This window comes from Stenotrophomonas sp. GD03930 (assembly GCF_029839665.1).
In the GTDB taxonomy this organism is placed as follows: domain Bacteria; phylum Pseudomonadota; class Gammaproteobacteria; order Xanthomonadales; family Xanthomonadaceae; genus Stenotrophomonas; species Stenotrophomonas forensis.
Map to the genome: position 1 here is coordinate 1,910,356 of NZ_JAOCAV010000001.1, position 16,056 is coordinate 1,926,411.

Genomic DNA, 16,056 nt, shown 5'->3' on the forward strand with positions numbered 1-16,056 from the left:
ACTTGTCGCATGGCCAAGAAGTCCCCCGAAAACGCCTCCCCGGTCGCCCAGTTCGAGCAGTCGCTCGAGTCGCTGGAGCAGCTGGTGGAGCAGATGGAAACCGGCGAGCTGAGCCTGGAAGCTTCGCTCAGTGCATACGAACGTGGCGTTGGCCTGTACCGCCAGTGCCAGCAGGCGCTGGAGCAGGCCGAACTGCGCGTGCGCCTGCTCAGCGATCCGGCCCAGCCGGAAGCGGCCGAGCCGTTCGACCCGCCCAACCATGACGGCTGAGGCCCTGTTCGCGCGCTGGCGCGACCGTATTGAAAGCGAGCTCGACGCCGCACTGCCCTCGCCTGCCGAGGCACCGCAGGGCCTGCACCAGGCCATGCGCTATTCAGTGCTGGGCGGCGGCAAGCGCATGCGCCCGTTGCTGGTGTATGCCAGCGGCCACCTGTTCGGTGCGCAGCCGGAAGCGCTGGACGCCGCCGCGATGGCGGTCGAACTGATCCACGCCTATTCACTGGTGCATGACGATCTGCCGGCGATGGACGATGACGCCCTGCGTCGTGGCAAGCCGACCACGCATATCGCATTTGACGAAGCCACGGCGATCCTCGCCGGCGACGCACTGCAGGCCCGTGCCTTCGGCCTGCTGGCCGATGCACCGCTGCCGGCCACATTGCGCGTGGCCTGCCTGCAGACGCTGGCCCACGCCTCCGGCGCCGCCGGCATGTGCGGCGGCCAGGCCCTGGACATCGACGCCACCGGCCAGCAGCAGACACTGGCGGCTCTCACCCGCATGCATGCCCTGAAGACCGGGGCGCTGATCCGCGCCGCGGTGCGCATGGGTGCGCTATGTGGTCAGGCCCACGAACCGCAGTTGGCCCAGCTCGACAGCTTCGCCGATGCACTCGGCCTGGCGTTCCAGGTGCGTGACGACATCCTCGATGTCGAGGCCAGTTCCGAGCAGCTGGGCAAGACTGCCGGCAAGGACCAGGCACAGGACAAGAGCACGTTTCCCGCCCTGCTTGGCATGGACGGCGCGAAGGCCCAGCTGCAGGAGCTTGCCACGCGCATGCACTCGATCCTGTCCGGCCATGGCGAGGAAGCCGATGCGCTGCGCGCGCTGGCGACGCTGGCGGTGGAACGGGATCACTGATCGAGGCCACCGGTCATGGCCTGGCGCTACCCCGCGCCGCAAACAGAAACGCCCGGCATGGCCGGGCGTTTCCATATCCACGTGCAGCCGTATTTACTTGATCAGGCGCAGCGCGAACGGATAGCGGTAGGCTTCGCCGTTGTTGGCCTTGACCGCGGCGATGATGCAGAACACCAGGTTCAGGATGCCGACGATCGGGGCCAGGATGCCGCCGATGATCACGATGGTCAGCACGATGCAGATCAGCATCGCGATGGTGATGGTGATCTGGAAGTTCAGCGCTTCCTTGGCCTGGTCGGTCACGAAGGCCTTGCCGGCGTCATCCTTGTTGATCAGCCAGATGATCAGCGGGCCGATGAACCAGGTGAAGATGCCCAGCAGGTGCGCGGCCAGGGCCATGGTGCGCTGGTCGGCCGGCGCGTCAGTGGTGGCCGGCGGCGGCGGGACGTTATCGAATTCACTCACGACAAAACTCCTTTTCATTGGGTGGTCTTGACCCACCAGCACCAAGCTGGTCGCGTCAGGCGCGCATAGCTTACGCCATCAATGCCATCAATCATTACCGGCAATGGTCATCCGTCCCAGCAGGATCGAACCTGTCCGGATGTGTGAGCGCGGGTCGACGTCGCTGCCGACCGCCTCGATGCTGCTGAACATCTCGCGCAGGTTGCCGGCGATGGTGATGCCGTCCACCGGGTACTGGATCTCGCCGTTCTCGACGCGGAAGCCACCGGTACCACGCGAGTAGTCACCGGTCACCCCGTTCACGCCCTGTCCCATCAGCTCGGTCACCAGCAGCCCGTCGCCCATCTGGCGCGCGATCTCCTGCAGCGAGCCGGCGTTGGCGGCCAGCTGCAGGTTGTGTACGCCACCGGCATTGGCGGTGGTCTGCAGGCCCAGCTTGCGCGCCGAATAGCTGCCCAGCACGTAGCGCTGCAGCACCCCGTCGCTGACCAGGGCCGACGCACGGGTCGCCACGCCGTCACCGTCGAAGGCGGCCGAGCGCAGCCCACGGCGCAGGTGCGGCAGTTCCTCGATCTGCATCCACTCCGGGAACAGCCGCTGGCCGACACTGTCCAGCAGGAAGCTGGCCTGCCGGTACAGGGCGCCGCCGGATACCGCCGACAGCAGGTGGCCGACCAGGCTGCGGGCCACTTCCGGGGCGAACAGCACCGGCATGCTGCCGGTCGGCAGCGAACGCGGCTGCAGGCGGGCCACGGTACGCTCGGCGGCGCGGCGGCCCACGCTGTCGGCCGCCTCCAGGTCCTCGCGGGCCAGGCCGCCGGTGTACCAGCCATCACGTTGCATGCCATCGCCAGTGCCAGCGATCAGGGCGCAGCCAACCGAATGGTGGGTTCCGCGCTCGCGGCCGATGAAGCCATGCGAATTGGCATAGACCGATACGCTCTGCATGCTCGACACCGAGGCACCGTCGGAATTGCTGATGCGTGCATCGGCCCCGCGACCGGCCTGCTCGCAGGCCAGGGCCAAGTCCACCGCCTCGTCAGCCTGCAGCGCCCAGGGGTGCCAGCTGTCCAGGTCGGGGAAGTCGCGGGCCATCAGCGCCGCCTCGGCAAGCCCGGCAGCCGGGTCGTCCTCGGTGTGCCGGGCGATCGCGCAGGCCTGCTCGACCGTGGCCGCCAGGCTGGCCTCGTTCAGGTCGCCGGTGCTGGCGCTGCCCTTGCGCTTGCCGAAATAGACCGTCACCGCGATGCCGCGGTCACGGGTGGACTGCACGGTCTCGACCTCGCCAAGGCGGACATTGACCTCCAGGCCGCGGTCCTCGCTGCAGCTGACCTCGGCCTGGCTGGCGCCCAGCGCGCGGGCGCGGTCGAGCAGCTGCTGGGAAAGGTCGGCCAGCCGTTCCAGGCGGGCCGGGCTGTCGTCGCCGACGGCCACTTCAGGGGCGATCACGTTCAATGCTTTATCCTGTACAGGTTGGGCCCGGCATCACGCCGGGCGACTTTTTTTGAGATCAGGTAGGGACGATGCGCGGACGCGACGAAGAAACCGGTGAATTCCACGACAAGAGCCGCAGCCAGAACCGGCGCGACGCGCTCGATGTCCTGGCCCTGGGCGAGAAGCTGGTGTCGTTGACCCCGGCCCAGCTGGCGCGCCTGCCGATCCCGGAAGACCTGCTGCCGCACATCGCCGAGTGCAAGCGGATCACCGCCCACATCGCCCACAAGCGCCAGCTGGCGTTCCTGGCCAAGCACATGCGTCGCGAAGAGGACGCCACGCTTGACGCCATCCGCGATGCGCTGGACGCAAACAGCGAAACCGGCCGCCGCGAAGTGGCGATGATGCATCGCGCGGAAGACTGGCGCGACCGCCTGCTGGCCGAAGGCGACACAGCGCTTGCCGCACTGCTCAACGACTACCCGCAGGCCGACCGCCAGCAGCTGCGCACGCTGGTGCGCAATGCCCAGGCCGAGAAAGCGAAGAACAAGCCGCCGCGCGCCTACCGCGAGATCTTCCAGGTGCTGCGCGGCCTGATGCTGCCAGCGGCGCTGGGCCTCAAGGCCGCGGCCGATGGGGCCGACGACGTCGAGGCCGGCGAAGCCGACGAGGACTGAGTCCTCCCCGGCGTGGGCGGTGGCACTGGCCATCGCCCGGCTCAGGCCTGGGTACCGCCGACGGTGATGCCCTCGATCAACAACGAAGGCTGGCCGACCCCCACGGGCACACTCTGCCCATCCTTGCCGCAGATGCCCACGCCTTCGTCGAGGGCCAGGTCGTTGCCGACCATGCGCACCTTCTGCATGGTTTCCGGGCCATTGCCGATCAGGGTCGCGCCCTTCACCGGCGTGGTGATCCGGCCATCCTCGATCAGGTAGGCCTCGGTGGCCGAGAACACATACTTGCCACTGGTGATGTCGACCTGGCCGCCGCCGAAGTTGACCGCGTACAGGCCCTTCTTCACCGAGCGGATCATTTCCTGCGGGTCATGCTGGCCGGCACGCATGTAGGTGTTGGTCATGCGTGGCATGGTCAGGTGCGCGAACGATTCGCGGCGCCCGTTGCCGGTCGGTGCCACGCCCATCAGGCGGGCATTGAGGCTGTCCTGCATGTAGCCCACCAGGATGCCGTCCTCGATCAGCGTGGTGCACTGGCTGGGGTGGCCTTCGTCGTCGATGTTCAACGACCCGCGGCGGCCATCCAGCGTGCCGTCGTCGACGATGGTCACGCCCGGCGCCGCAACGCGTTCACCGATGCGGCCGGCGTAGACGCTGGTGCCCTTGCGGTTGAAGTCGCCTTCCAGGCCATGACCCACGGCTTCGTGCAGCAGCACGCCGGGCCAGCCCGGGCCGAGCACCACCGGCATCACGCCGGCCGGCGCCGGTACCGCCTCAAGGTTCACCAGCGCCTGACGCAGCGCCTCAAGCGCGAACGCTTCAGGCCGGCCGTCGGCGAACAGTTCCGCATAGCCATAGCGGCCACCGCCACCGGCATAGCCGGACTCGCGGCGGCCGTTGTGCTCGACGATCACCTGCACGTTCAGGCGCACCAGCGGGCGCACGTCGGCGCCCAGCACGCCGTCGCTGCGGGCGATCAGCACGGTATCCACGCCGCCGGACAGGCTGACCATCACCTGCTTCACGCGCGGGTCCGCGGCACGCAGATAGCCGTCCAGGCGCTTGAGCACCTCGACCTTGGCCTCGTTGCCGATACCGTCGATCGGGTCCAGCGCCGGGTACAACGCACGCGCGTTGCCACGCAGCAGCGAGCGCCCGGACTGCGCGCCGCCTTCGCGCGAGATCGCGCGTGCCGACTGCGCCGCTACCCGCAGCGCATCGGCATGGATGTCATCGGAATAGGCAAAGCCGGTCTTCTCGCCGGAAATCGCCCGCACGCCCACGCCCTGCTCGATGGAATGGGCACCGTCCTTGACGATGCCGTCCTCCACGCTCCAGCTCTCGCGGCGGGCGTGCTGGAAGTAGAGGTCGCCAAAGTCGACACCGGGGCCGAGCAGCTGGCCGAAGGTGCGCTCCAGGCCAGCGGTATCCAGGCCACCGGGGCGCAGCAGGCGGTCTTGGGCAAGCGTCAGGGCGATATCAGTCATGGCTCTCGATCTGGGGGTGCGGGGGCGCCGAGGCAAGCCCGGTGAACAGGAAAGCCACGCTCAGCGCGAGCGTGGCAGGTCGGTGACGGTCGGCGGAATGCCGGGGGCCGGAGCGGGCGGCGCCTTCTCGCGGCTGCGTTCGATCACTTCCACCTTCGGCTCCTTCCATGGGCCGGTCACCTTGTAGGTACGGGCGCCGATCTCGCCCAACGGTTTGGACAATACCGCATTGGTGGCCGCGCCGAGTGCCGCGCCCACCGGCCCCCCCGCCACCGCGCCGACCACGGTCAGCAGATTGCCGGCGCGTGGGTTGACGTCGATGGTCTGGTCGAACTGCTGGTTGCGCAGGTCGGCCTGGCCGCGGATGGTGATGTTCGCCGCAGGGCCTTCGATCAGCACCTTGTCGGTACGGGCCATGCCCTGGCCGAACTGCACGCTGCCGTCGACCTGGTTGAACGCGAAGCCCTTGGAGAAGAAGTCGCGGAAGTCGAACATCAGGCGCCGTGGCAACTGGGTGACGCTGAGCAGGCCTAGCACGCGGCCGGCACCGGGCTCCAGCTCCAGCAGCTGGCCGTTGCGTGCGTGCAGGTCGAGCCGGCCCTGCAGGTTGGCCAGCTGGAAGTCCGAAGGACCGCCACTCCACGACGCCTGCAGCTGTGCCTGCCCGGAGCCGCCACGCAGCTGGCCACCGTAGTCGAGGTTCTGCATCAGGCCGCCCAGGTCTTCACTGCGTACCTGCGCGGTCAGTTCGGTACGGGCGCCACCGGTACGACCCAACCAGCGGCCGCTGATGTCGATCTCCTGGTCCGGCGCGCGGAAGCGCAGCTCGTCCACGTTCAGGCCATTGGCCAGCGGGCGCGTGCGCAGCACCGCCTGCCCCAGCACCACTTTGCCGAACTTCAGGTCGGCGATGTCCAGCGCGAACGGCGGCAGCTTGGCCGGGTCCATGTCGTTGGCACCGGCCTGCACCCGCGCCGGCGCAGCGGACGCGCCCGGGGCCGCCGGCAGCGACTGCCAGTGCACGCGGTCCAGCTGGCCACTGATGGTGCCGCCCTCGGCATTGGGCACGCTCAGGCGACCTGCCAGCGAAGGTCCGTCCAGGCGCACGTCCAGCGCCTGCGCGCCCGGCTGCAGCTGCAGGCGGGTCTGTTCGAAAACGCCACCGATCAGCATCAGCTTGCCGACCTGCACATCCACCGCACGCAGCGGCATGCCGTCATCATCACCGCCTCCGCGCGCGAGGCTGATCCATTCCAGCGCATCCAGGGTCGGGCTGCGACCGTTGACGGCCAGCCCGCTCGGCGGTGGCTCGCGATCGACATGATCGCTGCCCAGGGTGACCTGCACGCCGGTGCGGTTGTTGTGGCTGCGCGCAGCCAGCGCCAGGCGCTGGCCAAAGGCCACGTCGATGCGACCGGCCCCCATCGGCAACTGCGCGGCCACCGTGGTCGCCAGCGGTTCGCCGGCCGGCTTGTCCAGCGGCGCAGGCAGGTCCAGGCGGGTCCCCACCAGATCCGAACTCAATCGCAGCTCGCTGGGCGGCGCCGGCGCGCCCGGTGCAACCTTGGGCAGGTTGACCGCGATGGTCCACGGCGAGGTTCCTGCGATGTACGGCTTGAGCCATGCCATTTCCGGCGCGCGGTCGATCAGCACGCCGGCATCGAGGTGGGCCGACAGCAGCGATTCAAACGCCAGCTTGCTGTCATGCACGTAGCTGCCGGCACGCAGGCTCAGGCGACCGTCCTGGCCGAGGTGGCGCACCGCCAGTTCCTCGGCACCGAAACCGCCGTTGCCGTAGCGGGCCTGCCCATGCATGTTGTCGAAGGTCAGCTGGAAGCGCTTGTCGACCAGCTTCACACCGTCGAGGTCGACCGTGCCCTGCAGATGGCCGCCGCCTTCATCCAGGTGCAGCGGCTGCAGCAGGTCGAAGGTCACATGCGCCGGGCCTGCCGCGGTCAGGTTGTCGAGCGTGTCGCCATAGTCCTTGTGCAAGGGACTCTGCCGCAGCATCGCCAGCAGCCTGCCGGCCTCGCTCTGGGTGTCGGCGCGCACGTACAGCGGCTGCTGGCCGAAATCCGGAATGCCCGCCTCGAACGTCTGCACCGCCACACCGGCCAGGTCGCCGCGCCCGTGCATGTCGAAGCCGGGGCCGATGAAGGCGATATCGGCGTCGACCTGGCTCATCAGGGGCCAGTCGTGCTGGAAACGGATGTCACCATTGGTGATGTGGCCGGTGGCCTCGAAGCGGCCATCGTTGTTGTCGAACGGCCAGTCGTCCAGGTCGCCGCTGACCAGGCCGACACCGTTGCGCACCTGGCCACCGGCCAGTGCCATGTCGAGCCAGTCGGTGGCGCCCTTGCTCATCCTGGAATGGATCCAGAAACGCTTGGCCGCGGTCATCGGCACGTCGTCCAGCTTGGCCGCCAGCTGCAGCCACGGCCGGGTGCCATCACCCTGGAACCAGACACCACCGCGCACGTCGGCGGCATAGTCGGTGCCTTCCACGCGCATCGCCGCGGTGCCGATGCGCCAGCCGCCCGCTTCGTCTCGCCAGCCCACCACCTGTCCTGCCAGGTGCAGGTCATGGCGCACGCCGAATCCGGTCGGCCAATCGAACTGCAGCTGCTGGCGTGGCTGCAGCTGCAGGCTGAAACCATCGGCATCGCCCTCGAAACGGCCCCCCAGGCCGCGCAGGCCCGGCGAATGGCCCACGCTGGCAAAGCCCAGCGATTTCAGTTCACCCTGCGCCCACAGCGGGCCATCACGCTGGCCGGACAGCTGCAGCTCACGCACATCCAGTTGCGGCCGGGACAGGAACAGCCAGTGGCGCAGGCCGGGGTCGAGGCGATCACTCAGCGCCAGCGCGCGCAGCGCGGTGCCGGCCTGCACGTCGCCGGAACTCACCCGCAGCTGCCTGCCGACCTGCAGCTGCAGGCCGTCAAGCTGTTGCTCGCCGTCTTCGGTCTTCAGGCGCAGGCGCGGCACCTGCAGGGCCCAGCCTTCGGCCTGGCGCTGCCAGCGCAGGCGTGCCTGCAGGCGCTGCAGCTTCAGGTACGGAGCTGCCAGGTCGGGCATCGGAGCACCATCGATGCGGACGTCGCGCAGGTCCGAATCGGTGGTCAGCGCAACGGGGGCGAAATCACGCAGGGTCAGCCACAGGTTCAGCTCGCCCTTGCCTTCTCGCAGGCGGACGCCGCCGGCTGCCAGCAGCGGCGACCAGGCGTTGAAATCAACCGGATCGGCGCCCAGCCAGGCCTGGCCGTTGCCACGCACGCGGTCCACATCCAGCACCGCGGTCAGTGGCAGTGCGTCGGCCTGCGCCCAGGCACGCACGCCCACGCGCAGGCGGTCGCCGTTGACGCGCAGGCGCAGGTCGATGCGCGGCAGCGTGGTATCGATGCCCAGGCCCGGCGCGCGCACGCCGAGGCGGCCCTCGACCACCTGCAGTTCGCCCAGCCGGCGCAGCGCATCCAGCGGGTCACCGCCGTTGGTTGACTGCGGCAGGCCCCGCACCGACCAGCGGCCGTCCTCGCCCTGCTGCAGGTCCAGCGCCAGGCCACGCAGGCGCAACTCGGTCAGCGAACGGCCCGGCAGCAGCCCGCTGTACATCGACACCAGCACTTCCGCTTCGCCGATCGCCAGGCCCTGGCCGGCGCCGATGCGCAGGCCCTTCAGCTGCAGCAACGGGCCACGGCGGGTCCACGCAGTCTGCAGCTGGTCGAAATGCACCGGCTGGCCGGCACGCTCGCTCAGCCACGCAGCGATCCTGTCGGGATGGCGCTCGGCCAGCGGCAGCAGCTGGCTGATGCTGCCCACCAGCAAGGCAAGCCCGACCAGGCCCACCGCACACGCGGCAATGAAATGACGGCGGATCCTTCGCAGTCGCAGGCGCGGCGGCGCGCTCATCGGCCGCCGCCGGCCTGCGGCCGGCGAGGATCAGAGCAGAACGACATCGAATTGCTCCTGCAGGTACTGCTCGTCCGCCTGGAAGCGGATGCTCTTGCCGAGGAACTCCTCCAGCTCGGCCACCGCCGAGGATTCCTCGTCGGTGATGCGCGCGACCACCTTGGTCGAAGCGATCACCAGCAGGCGCGCAGCATCGAACTGGCGCACCGCGCGGGTGATCTCACGGAAGATCTCGTAGGTCACCGTTTCGGTGGTCTTGATGCTGCCGCGGCCACTGCACTGCGGGCAGGTTTCCGACAGCTGGCGCTCCAGGCTCTCGACCGTGCGCTTGCGCGTCATCTCCACCAGGCCAAGCGGCGAGAAGTCGTAGACGGTGGTCTTGGCATGGTCGCGGGCCAACGCCTTTTCCAGCGTGCGCAGCACCTGGCGGCGATGCTCGGCATCGTCCATGTCGATGAAGTCGATGATGATGATGCCGCCCAGGTTGCGCAGCCGCAGCTGCCGCGCCACCGCCTGTGCGGCCTCCAGGTTGGTGCGGAACACCGTCTCTTCCAGGTTGCGCTGGCCGAGGAACGAACCGGTGTTGACGTCGATGGTGGTCATCGCCTCGGTCTGGTCGATCACCAGGTAGCCACCCGATTTCAGCGGCACCTGCTTGTCCAGCGCGCGGCCGATCTCATCCTCCACCCCGAACATGTCGAAGATCGGGCGGTCACCGGAATACAGCTCCAGCTTTTCGGCCAGCACCGGCATGTACTTGGCAACGAAGGCCTGCAGCTGGCCGAAGGTCTCCTTCGAGTCCACCTTCACCTTGTCCACGTCCTTGCGGATCAGGTCGCGTACCGAACGCAGCGGCAGGCTCAGGTCTTCGTAGATGATGCTGCAGGAGGCGGCTTCGCGGCCGCGGCGCTCGACCACGTTCCATACCCGCGACAGGTAGGCGATGTCCTCGGCGATGGCCTCGGCCGGCTGGCCCTCCGCATTGGTGCGCACGATGTAGCCGTAACCGCCGTGTTGTGCCGACAGCTCGGTCACCAGCGCCTTCAGGCGTGCGCGCTCGGTCTCGTCCTCGATGCGGGCCGACACGCCCACCACCTTGGACTGTGGCAGCAGCACCATGTAGCGCGAGGGAATGCTGATCTGCGTGGTCAGGCGCGCGCCCTTGGTGCCGATCGGATCCTTCACCACCTGCACCACGATGTCCTGGCCGTCGCGCAGCAGTTCGACGATCGGCACGCTGGCCGGCGGCGGCAGAGTGGTGTTTTCGGTATCGGCGCTGGCCACCGGGGCCGGGCGCACCACATCGTTGGCGTGCAGGAACGCGGCGCGCTCCAGCCCGACCTCGACGAAGGCGGCCTGCATGCCGGGCATGACCCGCTGCACCTTGCCCTTGTAGATGTTGCCGACCACACCCCGGCGCCAGCCGCGCTCGATGTGCAGTTCCTGCAGCATGCCGTTTTCGATCACCGCGACCCGGGTTTCGCGCGGGGTCACATTGACCAGGATTTCCTCAGACATCTGCAGCCTCCCTGGCGGCATCGGCAATGGGGGCCGGCACGCCGCAGCGCGCCAGCAAACGATCAGTGTGCAGCAACGGCAGCCCCATCACGCCGGAGTAGCTGCCGGACAGGTGCTCGATCCAGCGTTCGGCGCCGCCCTGGATGGCGTAGGCACCGGCCTTGTCCAACGGTTCGCCGGTAGCTACGTAGGCGGCGATGTCGGTGGCGTCGATCGGCGCGAAGGTCACCTCGGAGATGACCAGCTCACTGTCCAGCCCTTGCGCGCCGACCACCACCACGGCGGTCATCACCTGGTGGGTGCGCCCGGCCAGGCGCGCCAGCATCGCCCGCGCATCGGCGGCATCGACCGGCTTGCCGAACACTTCACCGTCCAGCACCACTTCGGTGTCCGAACCGAGCACCCGCGCCTGCGGGTCATCGGCCAGCACCCGGGCCAGCCCGGCGCGCGCCTTGTCGGCGGCGACCCGGCAGACATAGTGTTCGGCACTTTCAGCCGCGGCGCGCTGCTCGGCGACCTCCAGGTCCAGGGCCTGGAAGGGGCGTCCGAGTCGGGCCAGCAACTGGTTGCGTCGGGGGGAACGGGAAGCAAGATAGAGCATCGGCACAGCATAACCTGAGGCCGCCACCTGAATCGTCGGCAACCCGTTCCGGAACGCGCTCAACCCCGAACAGGCTCACAGCGCGTTCATCGCTACGACACCACCCTCACTGGCACAACAAGGAGTTCTCCATGCGCCTGACCGCCACCCCGCTGCTGCTCGCCCTGTCCCTCGCCCTTGGAACCTCGATGACCGCCCATGCTGCCCCGCCGTCGCCGTCGATCGCCGCCCCGGCTGAAGGCACCCTGCTGAACATCTCGGCCAACGCCGAGGCCACTCGCGTTCCGGACGTGGCCACCCTGTCGGCCGGCGTGGTCACCCAGGCCGCCGATGGCAACAGCGCCATGCGCCAGAACGCCCAGCAGATGGACAAGGTACTGGCCGCGATCAAGGCCGCCGGCATTGCCGAGCGCGACGTGCAGACCAGCGGTGTCAGCCTCAACCCGCAGTACCGCTATGCCGACAATGAAGCACCGAAGATCACCGGCTACCAGGCCAGCAACACGGTCAGCCTGAAGGTGCGCGACATCGCCAAGCTCGGCAAGGTGCTGGACGCACTGGCGGCGCAGGGTGCCAACCAGATCAACGGCCCCAGCTTCGAGATCGACCAGCCCGAACCGGTGTATGACGAAGCCCGCCTGGCGGCGCTGAAGAAGGCGCAGGCGCGTGCCCAGACCTATGCGAAGTCGTTGGGCCTGCAGGTGCGCCGCATCGTCAGCATCTCCGAGAACGCCGGTGGCGGTTACCGCCCCATGCCGATGATGCGTGCCATGGCCGCCGGGGCGGCGATGGACAAGGCCACCCCGGTCGCGCCGGGTGAATCGACCGTCTCGGTCAACCTGGACGTGGTGTTCGAACTGGGCCGCTGATCGCCGCCGCCCGTGCCGAACCAGGCGGGTCCCGAACGGGGGCCCGCCTTTTTTCATGCCTGCTGCTGGGGCTGGCTGAAGGCCAGCACAACGATCATGCCCCTGCCTCTAGGCAGTGGCTGCCATGCCGCGCTACTGATGGACTGCCAGCCGCGTGCGGCAACCCCGCCACGGGCCCTGGTGCGTTGAGGACTTCGTCACTGGCATGGAGGTGGACCATGGTTCGTACGTATCCCGTTGCATCCCCGCACTTCGACCCCGCCCGCGTTGCCGCTTGGAGCGCGGCCATCGCCCTGCATCTTCTGGCCTTCCTGTTGCTGCTGATCCCGGCAACCTACCAGGCCATCACCACGCTGCCGCGTGACACCACCACGGTGCGGCTGATTCCCAAGGAACTGCCCAAGCCGCTGCCGCCGCCGCCCAAGTACGTGGAGCCGCAGCATGTGGACGTCGTGCCGAAGCAGCAGAGCGTGCCGAAGGAAACAACGCCGTTGCCAACGCCGACCGCCACGCTGGAGGAGGCGCAGGGCATCGTCACGCCCGCCGCCGAATCGACACCGGTGCAGTCGGCCCCGGGCATCGACCGTTCGACGCCGTTGGCCGGTGCCCAGTTGCAATACCGCAGCGCCCCACCGCCGTCCTACCCGGTGCCGGCACTGCGCAACCACGAGCAGGGCACGGTGCTGCTGCGGGTGGAGGTCGACAGCAGCGGCCAACCGGTCGCGGTCAGCATCGAGCGCAGCAGCGGCTCGCGCAGCCTGGACCAGGCCGCTCGCCAGCAGGTGCTCAAGCGCTGGCGCTTCGAGCCCGCACAGCGTGATGGCATAGCGGTACCGGCCATCGGCCTGGTACCGGTGCAGTTCTCGCTGCCGGACTGAAGCTTTCAGGGCCGGCCCGGCAACCTTCCGGGCCGGTCTTCACGCGCGAAAGGACAGACTCGGCAAAGTCCGTGATCAAGCGTTACGAATTAAGCAAAATTTCACTACTTCGTCACCTGTCGGAAACCTAGATTGATCCGTCCCGGGCAGTACCGGAGACAGCCCTCAACGCTACGGTTTTCCAGTTAGGAGAGAAGCTGTGAAACACCTGATCCAACGGCCCGCCAGCCGCCGCCGCTGCACCCTGGCATCGTCCATCACCCACGTCCTTGCCGGCGGCACCCTGCTGCTGGTGGGCACCATGGCTTCCACCTCCGCCTTCGCGCAGGAAAAGGCCACCAACCTCGACCGCATCACGGTCACCGGTTCGAACATCCCGCGTACCAACACCGAAACACCGTCCCCGGTGCAGGTGGTGACCCGCCAGGAAATCGACCGCACCGGCAAGACCTCGCTGGCCGAGTACCTGCAGACCATCACCGCCGATGGCGCCGGCTCGATTCCCAAGACCTTCGGCAACGGCTTTGCCGGCGGTGGCGCGGGCATCTCGCTGCGCGGCCTGGGCGCCGGCTCGACGCTGGTACTGTTGAATGGCCGTCGCATGGCGACCTATGGCCTGGCCGATGACGGCCAGAAGGTCTTCACCGACCTGAGCACCATCCCGCTCGACGCCGTTGAACGCGTGGAAGTGCTGAAGGACGGCGCCTCGGCGATCTATGGCTCCGATGCCATCGCCGGCGTGGTCAACATCATCCTGCGCAGCGACTTCCAGGGCGTCATCCTGCGTGGCTCCTACGGCCTGTCCGGTGACAGCGACGGCGACGCCAAGAAGGCGACCCTGACCGCCGGTACCGGCGATCTGGCCACCGATGGCTGGAATGCGTTCTTCAGCCTGGACGTCGGCAAGACCGATGCGATCAAGCTGAGCGACCGCAAGAACCGCAAGTGGATCGGTACCGGCGACACCCGCCCGTGGGGCTATGACAAGACCGCGCAGTTCCTTGGCGGTGCCTACACCCGTGGCGGCACCTCAGGTGGCGCAGGCCCGAACGGTTCCTACCTCGATCCGACCGGCCACCTGGTGCCGCTGCCCGGCTGCACCGGCCTGACCACCATCGGTGGCCAGACCCCGGCCAGCATCGCCGCCGACGGCTGCCTGTGGGATCCGGCACAGCAGTACCGCGACCTGATTCCGGAAGAGAAGTACGTCAACGTGTTCGGCCGTGCCAGCTTCGCCTTCGGTGAAGGCGGCGAGATCTACACCGAGATCGGCTACTCGAAGAAGGAAACCATCTTCAGCAACACCCCGTCCGGCGTGTCGGGCGGCTGGGGCTATCCGGGCGGCCCGGTCAATGCCAACTCCGGCCCTGGCGCCACCGTGCTGGGCCCGAACCACCCGGACAACCCGACCCCGGGTACGCCGGTCCGCGTGCGCTACTCGGCCTGGGATGTCGGCCCGCGCGTGACCGACAACACCAACGAGTTCAACCGCTTCCTGGTCGGCATCAAGGGCAACTGGGGCGACTGGAGCTACGACACCGCCTACCTGCACTCAGGCACCGACCTGACCAACGAGCGCACCGGCTTCCTGCGCTACAGCGCCGTGCAGTGCGCACTGGGCAATGCGAACTGCGCCGGTGGCGTGTGGCGCATCGGTGACGATGCGGGCAAGAACTCGCAGGCGTTGTACGACTACATCTCGCCGAAGATCAGCGCGCGTGCCAAGTCGAGCCTGGACATGTTCGACTTCACCGTGTCGCGCAGCCTGATGGACCTCAAGGGTGGCCCGCTGGGCCTGGCGATCGGTACCGAGTGGCGCAAGACCAGCAACAGCCTGACCCCGCAGACCTACACCGACCAGGGCGACATCATCGGCCTGGGCTATTCGGCCTATGACGGCACCCAGAACGTCTACGCCGGCTACGTCGAACTGTCCGCACCGGTACTGGAGCAGCTGGAACTGTCCGGCGCGCTGCGTTACGACAAGTACGAGAGCGGTGAAGGCAAGGCCACGCCGAAGCTGGGCGTGAAGTGGACCCCGGCCGACTGGATCGCCCTGCGCGCCAGCTACGCCGAAGGCTTCCGCGCGCCTAACCCGGCCGAGAACGGCGATGGTGGCCTGGCCGCCTTCTCCTCCGCGGTCGATCCGGTGCGTTGCCAGATCAGTGGCGGCGCAGCGAGCGAGTGCGGTGCCAATTCGGTGGCGATCATCACCAAGCCGAACAAGCTGCTGAAGCCGGAAGAGTCCAAGAGCTACTCGATCGGCCTGGTGCTGCAGCCGACCTCGACCACCTCGATGACCATCGACGCATGGCAGATCAAGCGCACCAACGAGATCGTCCAGGGCAACACCGACGACGCCATCCTTGCCGGCAACGTGCTGCGTGACAGCAATGACCTCAATGGCGTGGCCAACAGCGGCACCATCCTGGCCGTCAACACCGGCTACGTGAATGCCAGTTCCTCGCGCGTCCGCGGTATCGACACCGACATCCGCCAGACCTTCGAGATCGGCCCGGGCCAGCTGGAGCTGGACCTGCAGTGGAGCCACATCCTGAAGTTCGAACGTACCGAAGGCGGCAAGACGGTCGATTATGTGGGCACCCACGGCAATTGCGATGTCACCAACTGCATCGGTACGCCGAAGGACAAGGTCAACTTCGGCACCACCTGGAAGCAGGGCCCGTGGAGCGTCAGCGGCATCGTCAACTACATCAGCAAGATGGACAACACGGGCAGTCGTGGCGGCAGCTACCTGGCCTTCTACGCTGACGAAACGCCGGTGACCAAGATCTCTTCGTTCACCACGATGGATCTGTCGGGCCGCTGGAGCATCAACGATTCGTTCGAACTCAATGCCTCGGTGGCCAACGTGTTCGATCGAATCGCCCCGCTCGATCCGACCACCTACGGTGCGGTGAACTACAACCCGATGCACTTCTCCGGTGCGCTGGGCCGTTACTACACCGTCGGCTTCAAGTACACGTTCAAGTAACAGCGGAAAGCCGTTGCATGCAGTACCTTCGAAGGCCCGGGCACCTGCCCGGGCCTTCGTCTTCCTGGCCCTTGCAGGCGTGTTCACG

General features: G+C 67.8%; 12 protein-coding genes. 6 read left to right on the plus strand and 6 right to left on the minus strand.

Annotation, left to right across the window (positions count from 1 at the left end; genetic code table 11):
• Nucleotides 1–9: 9 nt before the first annotated feature.
• Nucleotides 10–270, plus strand: coding sequence for an exodeoxyribonuclease VII small subunit (locus tag N5C18_RS08580; RefSeq protein WP_279944308.1), 261 nt, complete (start codon nucleotides 10–12; stop codon nucleotides 268–270).
• A complete protein-coding gene (locus N5C18_RS08585; protein ID WP_279944310.1) occupies nucleotides 260–1,138 on the plus strand; it encodes a farnesyl diphosphate synthase in 879 nt (292 codons plus the stop codon). Before N5C18_RS08580 ends, N5C18_RS08585 begins: the two co-directional genes overlap by 11 nt.
• Nucleotides 1,139–1,231: 93 nt before the next feature.
• Here N5C18_RS08585 and N5C18_RS08590 read toward each other — a convergent pair whose 3' ends face one another.
• Both N5C18_RS08590 and pmbA read right to left on the minus strand, forming a co-directional pair.
• Nucleotides 1,232–1,603 (minus strand): DUF4870 domain-containing protein, encoded by a 372-nt coding sequence (locus N5C18_RS08590; RefSeq protein WP_053511457.1) that lies wholly within the window; start codon nucleotides 1,601–1,603, stop codon nucleotides 1,232–1,234.
• A gap of 87 nt (nucleotides 1,604–1,690) precedes the next feature.
• Complete coding sequence (gene pmbA / locus N5C18_RS08595) at nucleotides 1,691–3,058, minus strand: metalloprotease PmbA (RefSeq protein ID WP_279944312.1); 1,368 nt, start codon at nucleotides 3,056–3,058, stop codon at nucleotides 1,691–1,693.
• Between the two features lie 68 nt (nucleotides 3,059–3,126).
• Between pmbA and yjgA the strand changes: the two genes are divergently transcribed.
• The gene (gene yjgA / locus N5C18_RS08600; protein ID WP_279944314.1) at nucleotides 3,127–3,714 is read left to right on the plus strand and encodes a ribosome biogenesis factor YjgA; all 588 of its coding nucleotides are present in this window, start codon (nucleotides 3,127–3,129) and stop codon (nucleotides 3,712–3,714) included.
• Nucleotides 3,715–3,755: 41 nt separating this feature from the next.
• Here the strand turns inward: yjgA and tldD are convergent, their stop codons facing one another.
• Genes tldD through N5C18_RS08620 form a run of 4 tightly spaced genes read right to left on the minus strand, consistent with a single transcriptional unit; the run spans nucleotide 3,756 to nucleotide 11,226 of the window.
• Entirely contained in the window at nucleotides 3,756–5,201 is a 1,446-nt protein-coding gene (gene tldD, locus N5C18_RS08605) for a metalloprotease TldD (protein WP_164242012.1), read from the minus strand.
• A 60-nt stretch (nucleotides 5,202–5,261) separates the two neighbouring features.
• Nucleotides 5,262–9,107 carry a YhdP family protein gene (locus tag N5C18_RS08610; RefSeq protein ID WP_279944315.1) on the minus strand — a complete coding sequence of 1,282 codons (3,846 nt, stop codon included), beginning with the start codon at nucleotides 9,105–9,107 and terminating at the stop codon, nucleotides 5,262–5,264.
• Between the two features lie 30 nt (nucleotides 9,108–9,137).
• Nucleotides 9,138–10,625 carry a ribonuclease G gene (gene rng / locus N5C18_RS08615; RefSeq protein ID WP_008264487.1) on the minus strand — a complete coding sequence of 496 codons (1,488 nt, stop codon included), beginning with the start codon at nucleotides 10,623–10,625 and terminating at the stop codon, nucleotides 9,138–9,140.
• Nucleotides 10,618–11,226, minus strand: a complete 609-nt coding sequence (locus N5C18_RS08620; RefSeq protein ID WP_279944318.1) for a Maf family nucleotide pyrophosphatase — start codon at nucleotides 11,224–11,226, stop codon at nucleotides 10,618–10,620. Before N5C18_RS08620 ends, rng begins: the two co-directional genes overlap by 8 nt.
• A gap of 131 nt (nucleotides 11,227–11,357) precedes the next feature.
• On the opposite strand from N5C18_RS08620, the gene N5C18_RS08625 reads away from it, so the two are divergent.
• The 3 genes from N5C18_RS08625 to N5C18_RS08635 all read left to right on the plus strand — a co-directional run bounded on the left by N5C18_RS08625 (nucleotide 11,358) and on the right by N5C18_RS08635 (nucleotide 15,968).
• Nucleotides 11,358–12,095: an SIMPL domain-containing protein gene (locus N5C18_RS08625; protein ID WP_006460407.1), complete on the plus strand. Its 738-nt coding sequence runs from the start codon at nucleotides 11,358–11,360 to the stop codon at nucleotides 12,093–12,095.
• A 218-nt stretch (nucleotides 12,096–12,313) separates the two neighbouring features.
• Complete coding sequence (locus tag N5C18_RS08630; protein WP_279944320.1) at nucleotides 12,314–12,973, plus strand: energy transducer TonB; 660 nt, start codon at nucleotides 12,314–12,316, stop codon at nucleotides 12,971–12,973.
• A 199-nt stretch (nucleotides 12,974–13,172) separates the two neighbouring features.
• A complete protein-coding gene (locus N5C18_RS08635) occupies nucleotides 13,173–15,968 on the plus strand; it encodes a TonB-dependent receptor (protein ID WP_164242007.1) in 2,796 nt (931 codons plus the stop codon).
• The last annotated feature ends 88 nt before the right edge of the window (nucleotides 15,969–16,056 follow it).

Excerpts from the sequence above, each read along its gene's own strand:
- N5C18_RS08610 (WP_279944315.1), bottom strand. The coding sequence starts at position 9,107 with ATGAGCGCGCCGCCGCGCCTGCGACTGCGAAGGATCCGCCGTCATTTC.
- rng (WP_008264487.1), bottom strand. The coding sequence starts at position 10,625 with ATGTCTGAGGAAATCCTGGTCAATGTGACCCCGCGCGAAACCCGGGTC.
- N5C18_RS08630 (WP_279944320.1), top strand. The coding sequence starts at position 12,314 with ATGGTTCGTACGTATCCCGTTGCATCCCCGCACTTCGACCCCGCCCGC.
- N5C18_RS08585 (WP_279944310.1), top strand. The coding sequence starts at position 260 with ATGACGGCTGAGGCCCTGTTCGCGCGCTGGCGCGACCGTATTGAAAGC.
- N5C18_RS08625 (WP_006460407.1), top strand. The coding sequence starts at position 11,358 with ATGCGCCTGACCGCCACCCCGCTGCTGCTCGCCCTGTCCCTCGCCCTT.
- N5C18_RS08620 (WP_279944318.1), bottom strand. The coding sequence starts at position 11,226 with ATGCTCTATCTTGCTTCCCGTTCCCCCCGACGCAACCAGTTGCTGGCC.
- tldD (WP_164242012.1), bottom strand. The coding sequence starts at position 5,201 with ATGACTGATATCGCCCTGACGCTTGCCCAAGACCGCCTGCTGCGCCCC.
- N5C18_RS08580 (WP_279944308.1), top strand. The coding sequence starts at position 10 with ATGGCCAAGAAGTCCCCCGAAAACGCCTCCCCGGTCGCCCAGTTCGAG.
- yjgA (WP_279944314.1), top strand. The coding sequence starts at position 3,127 with ATGCGCGGACGCGACGAAGAAACCGGTGAATTCCACGACAAGAGCCGC.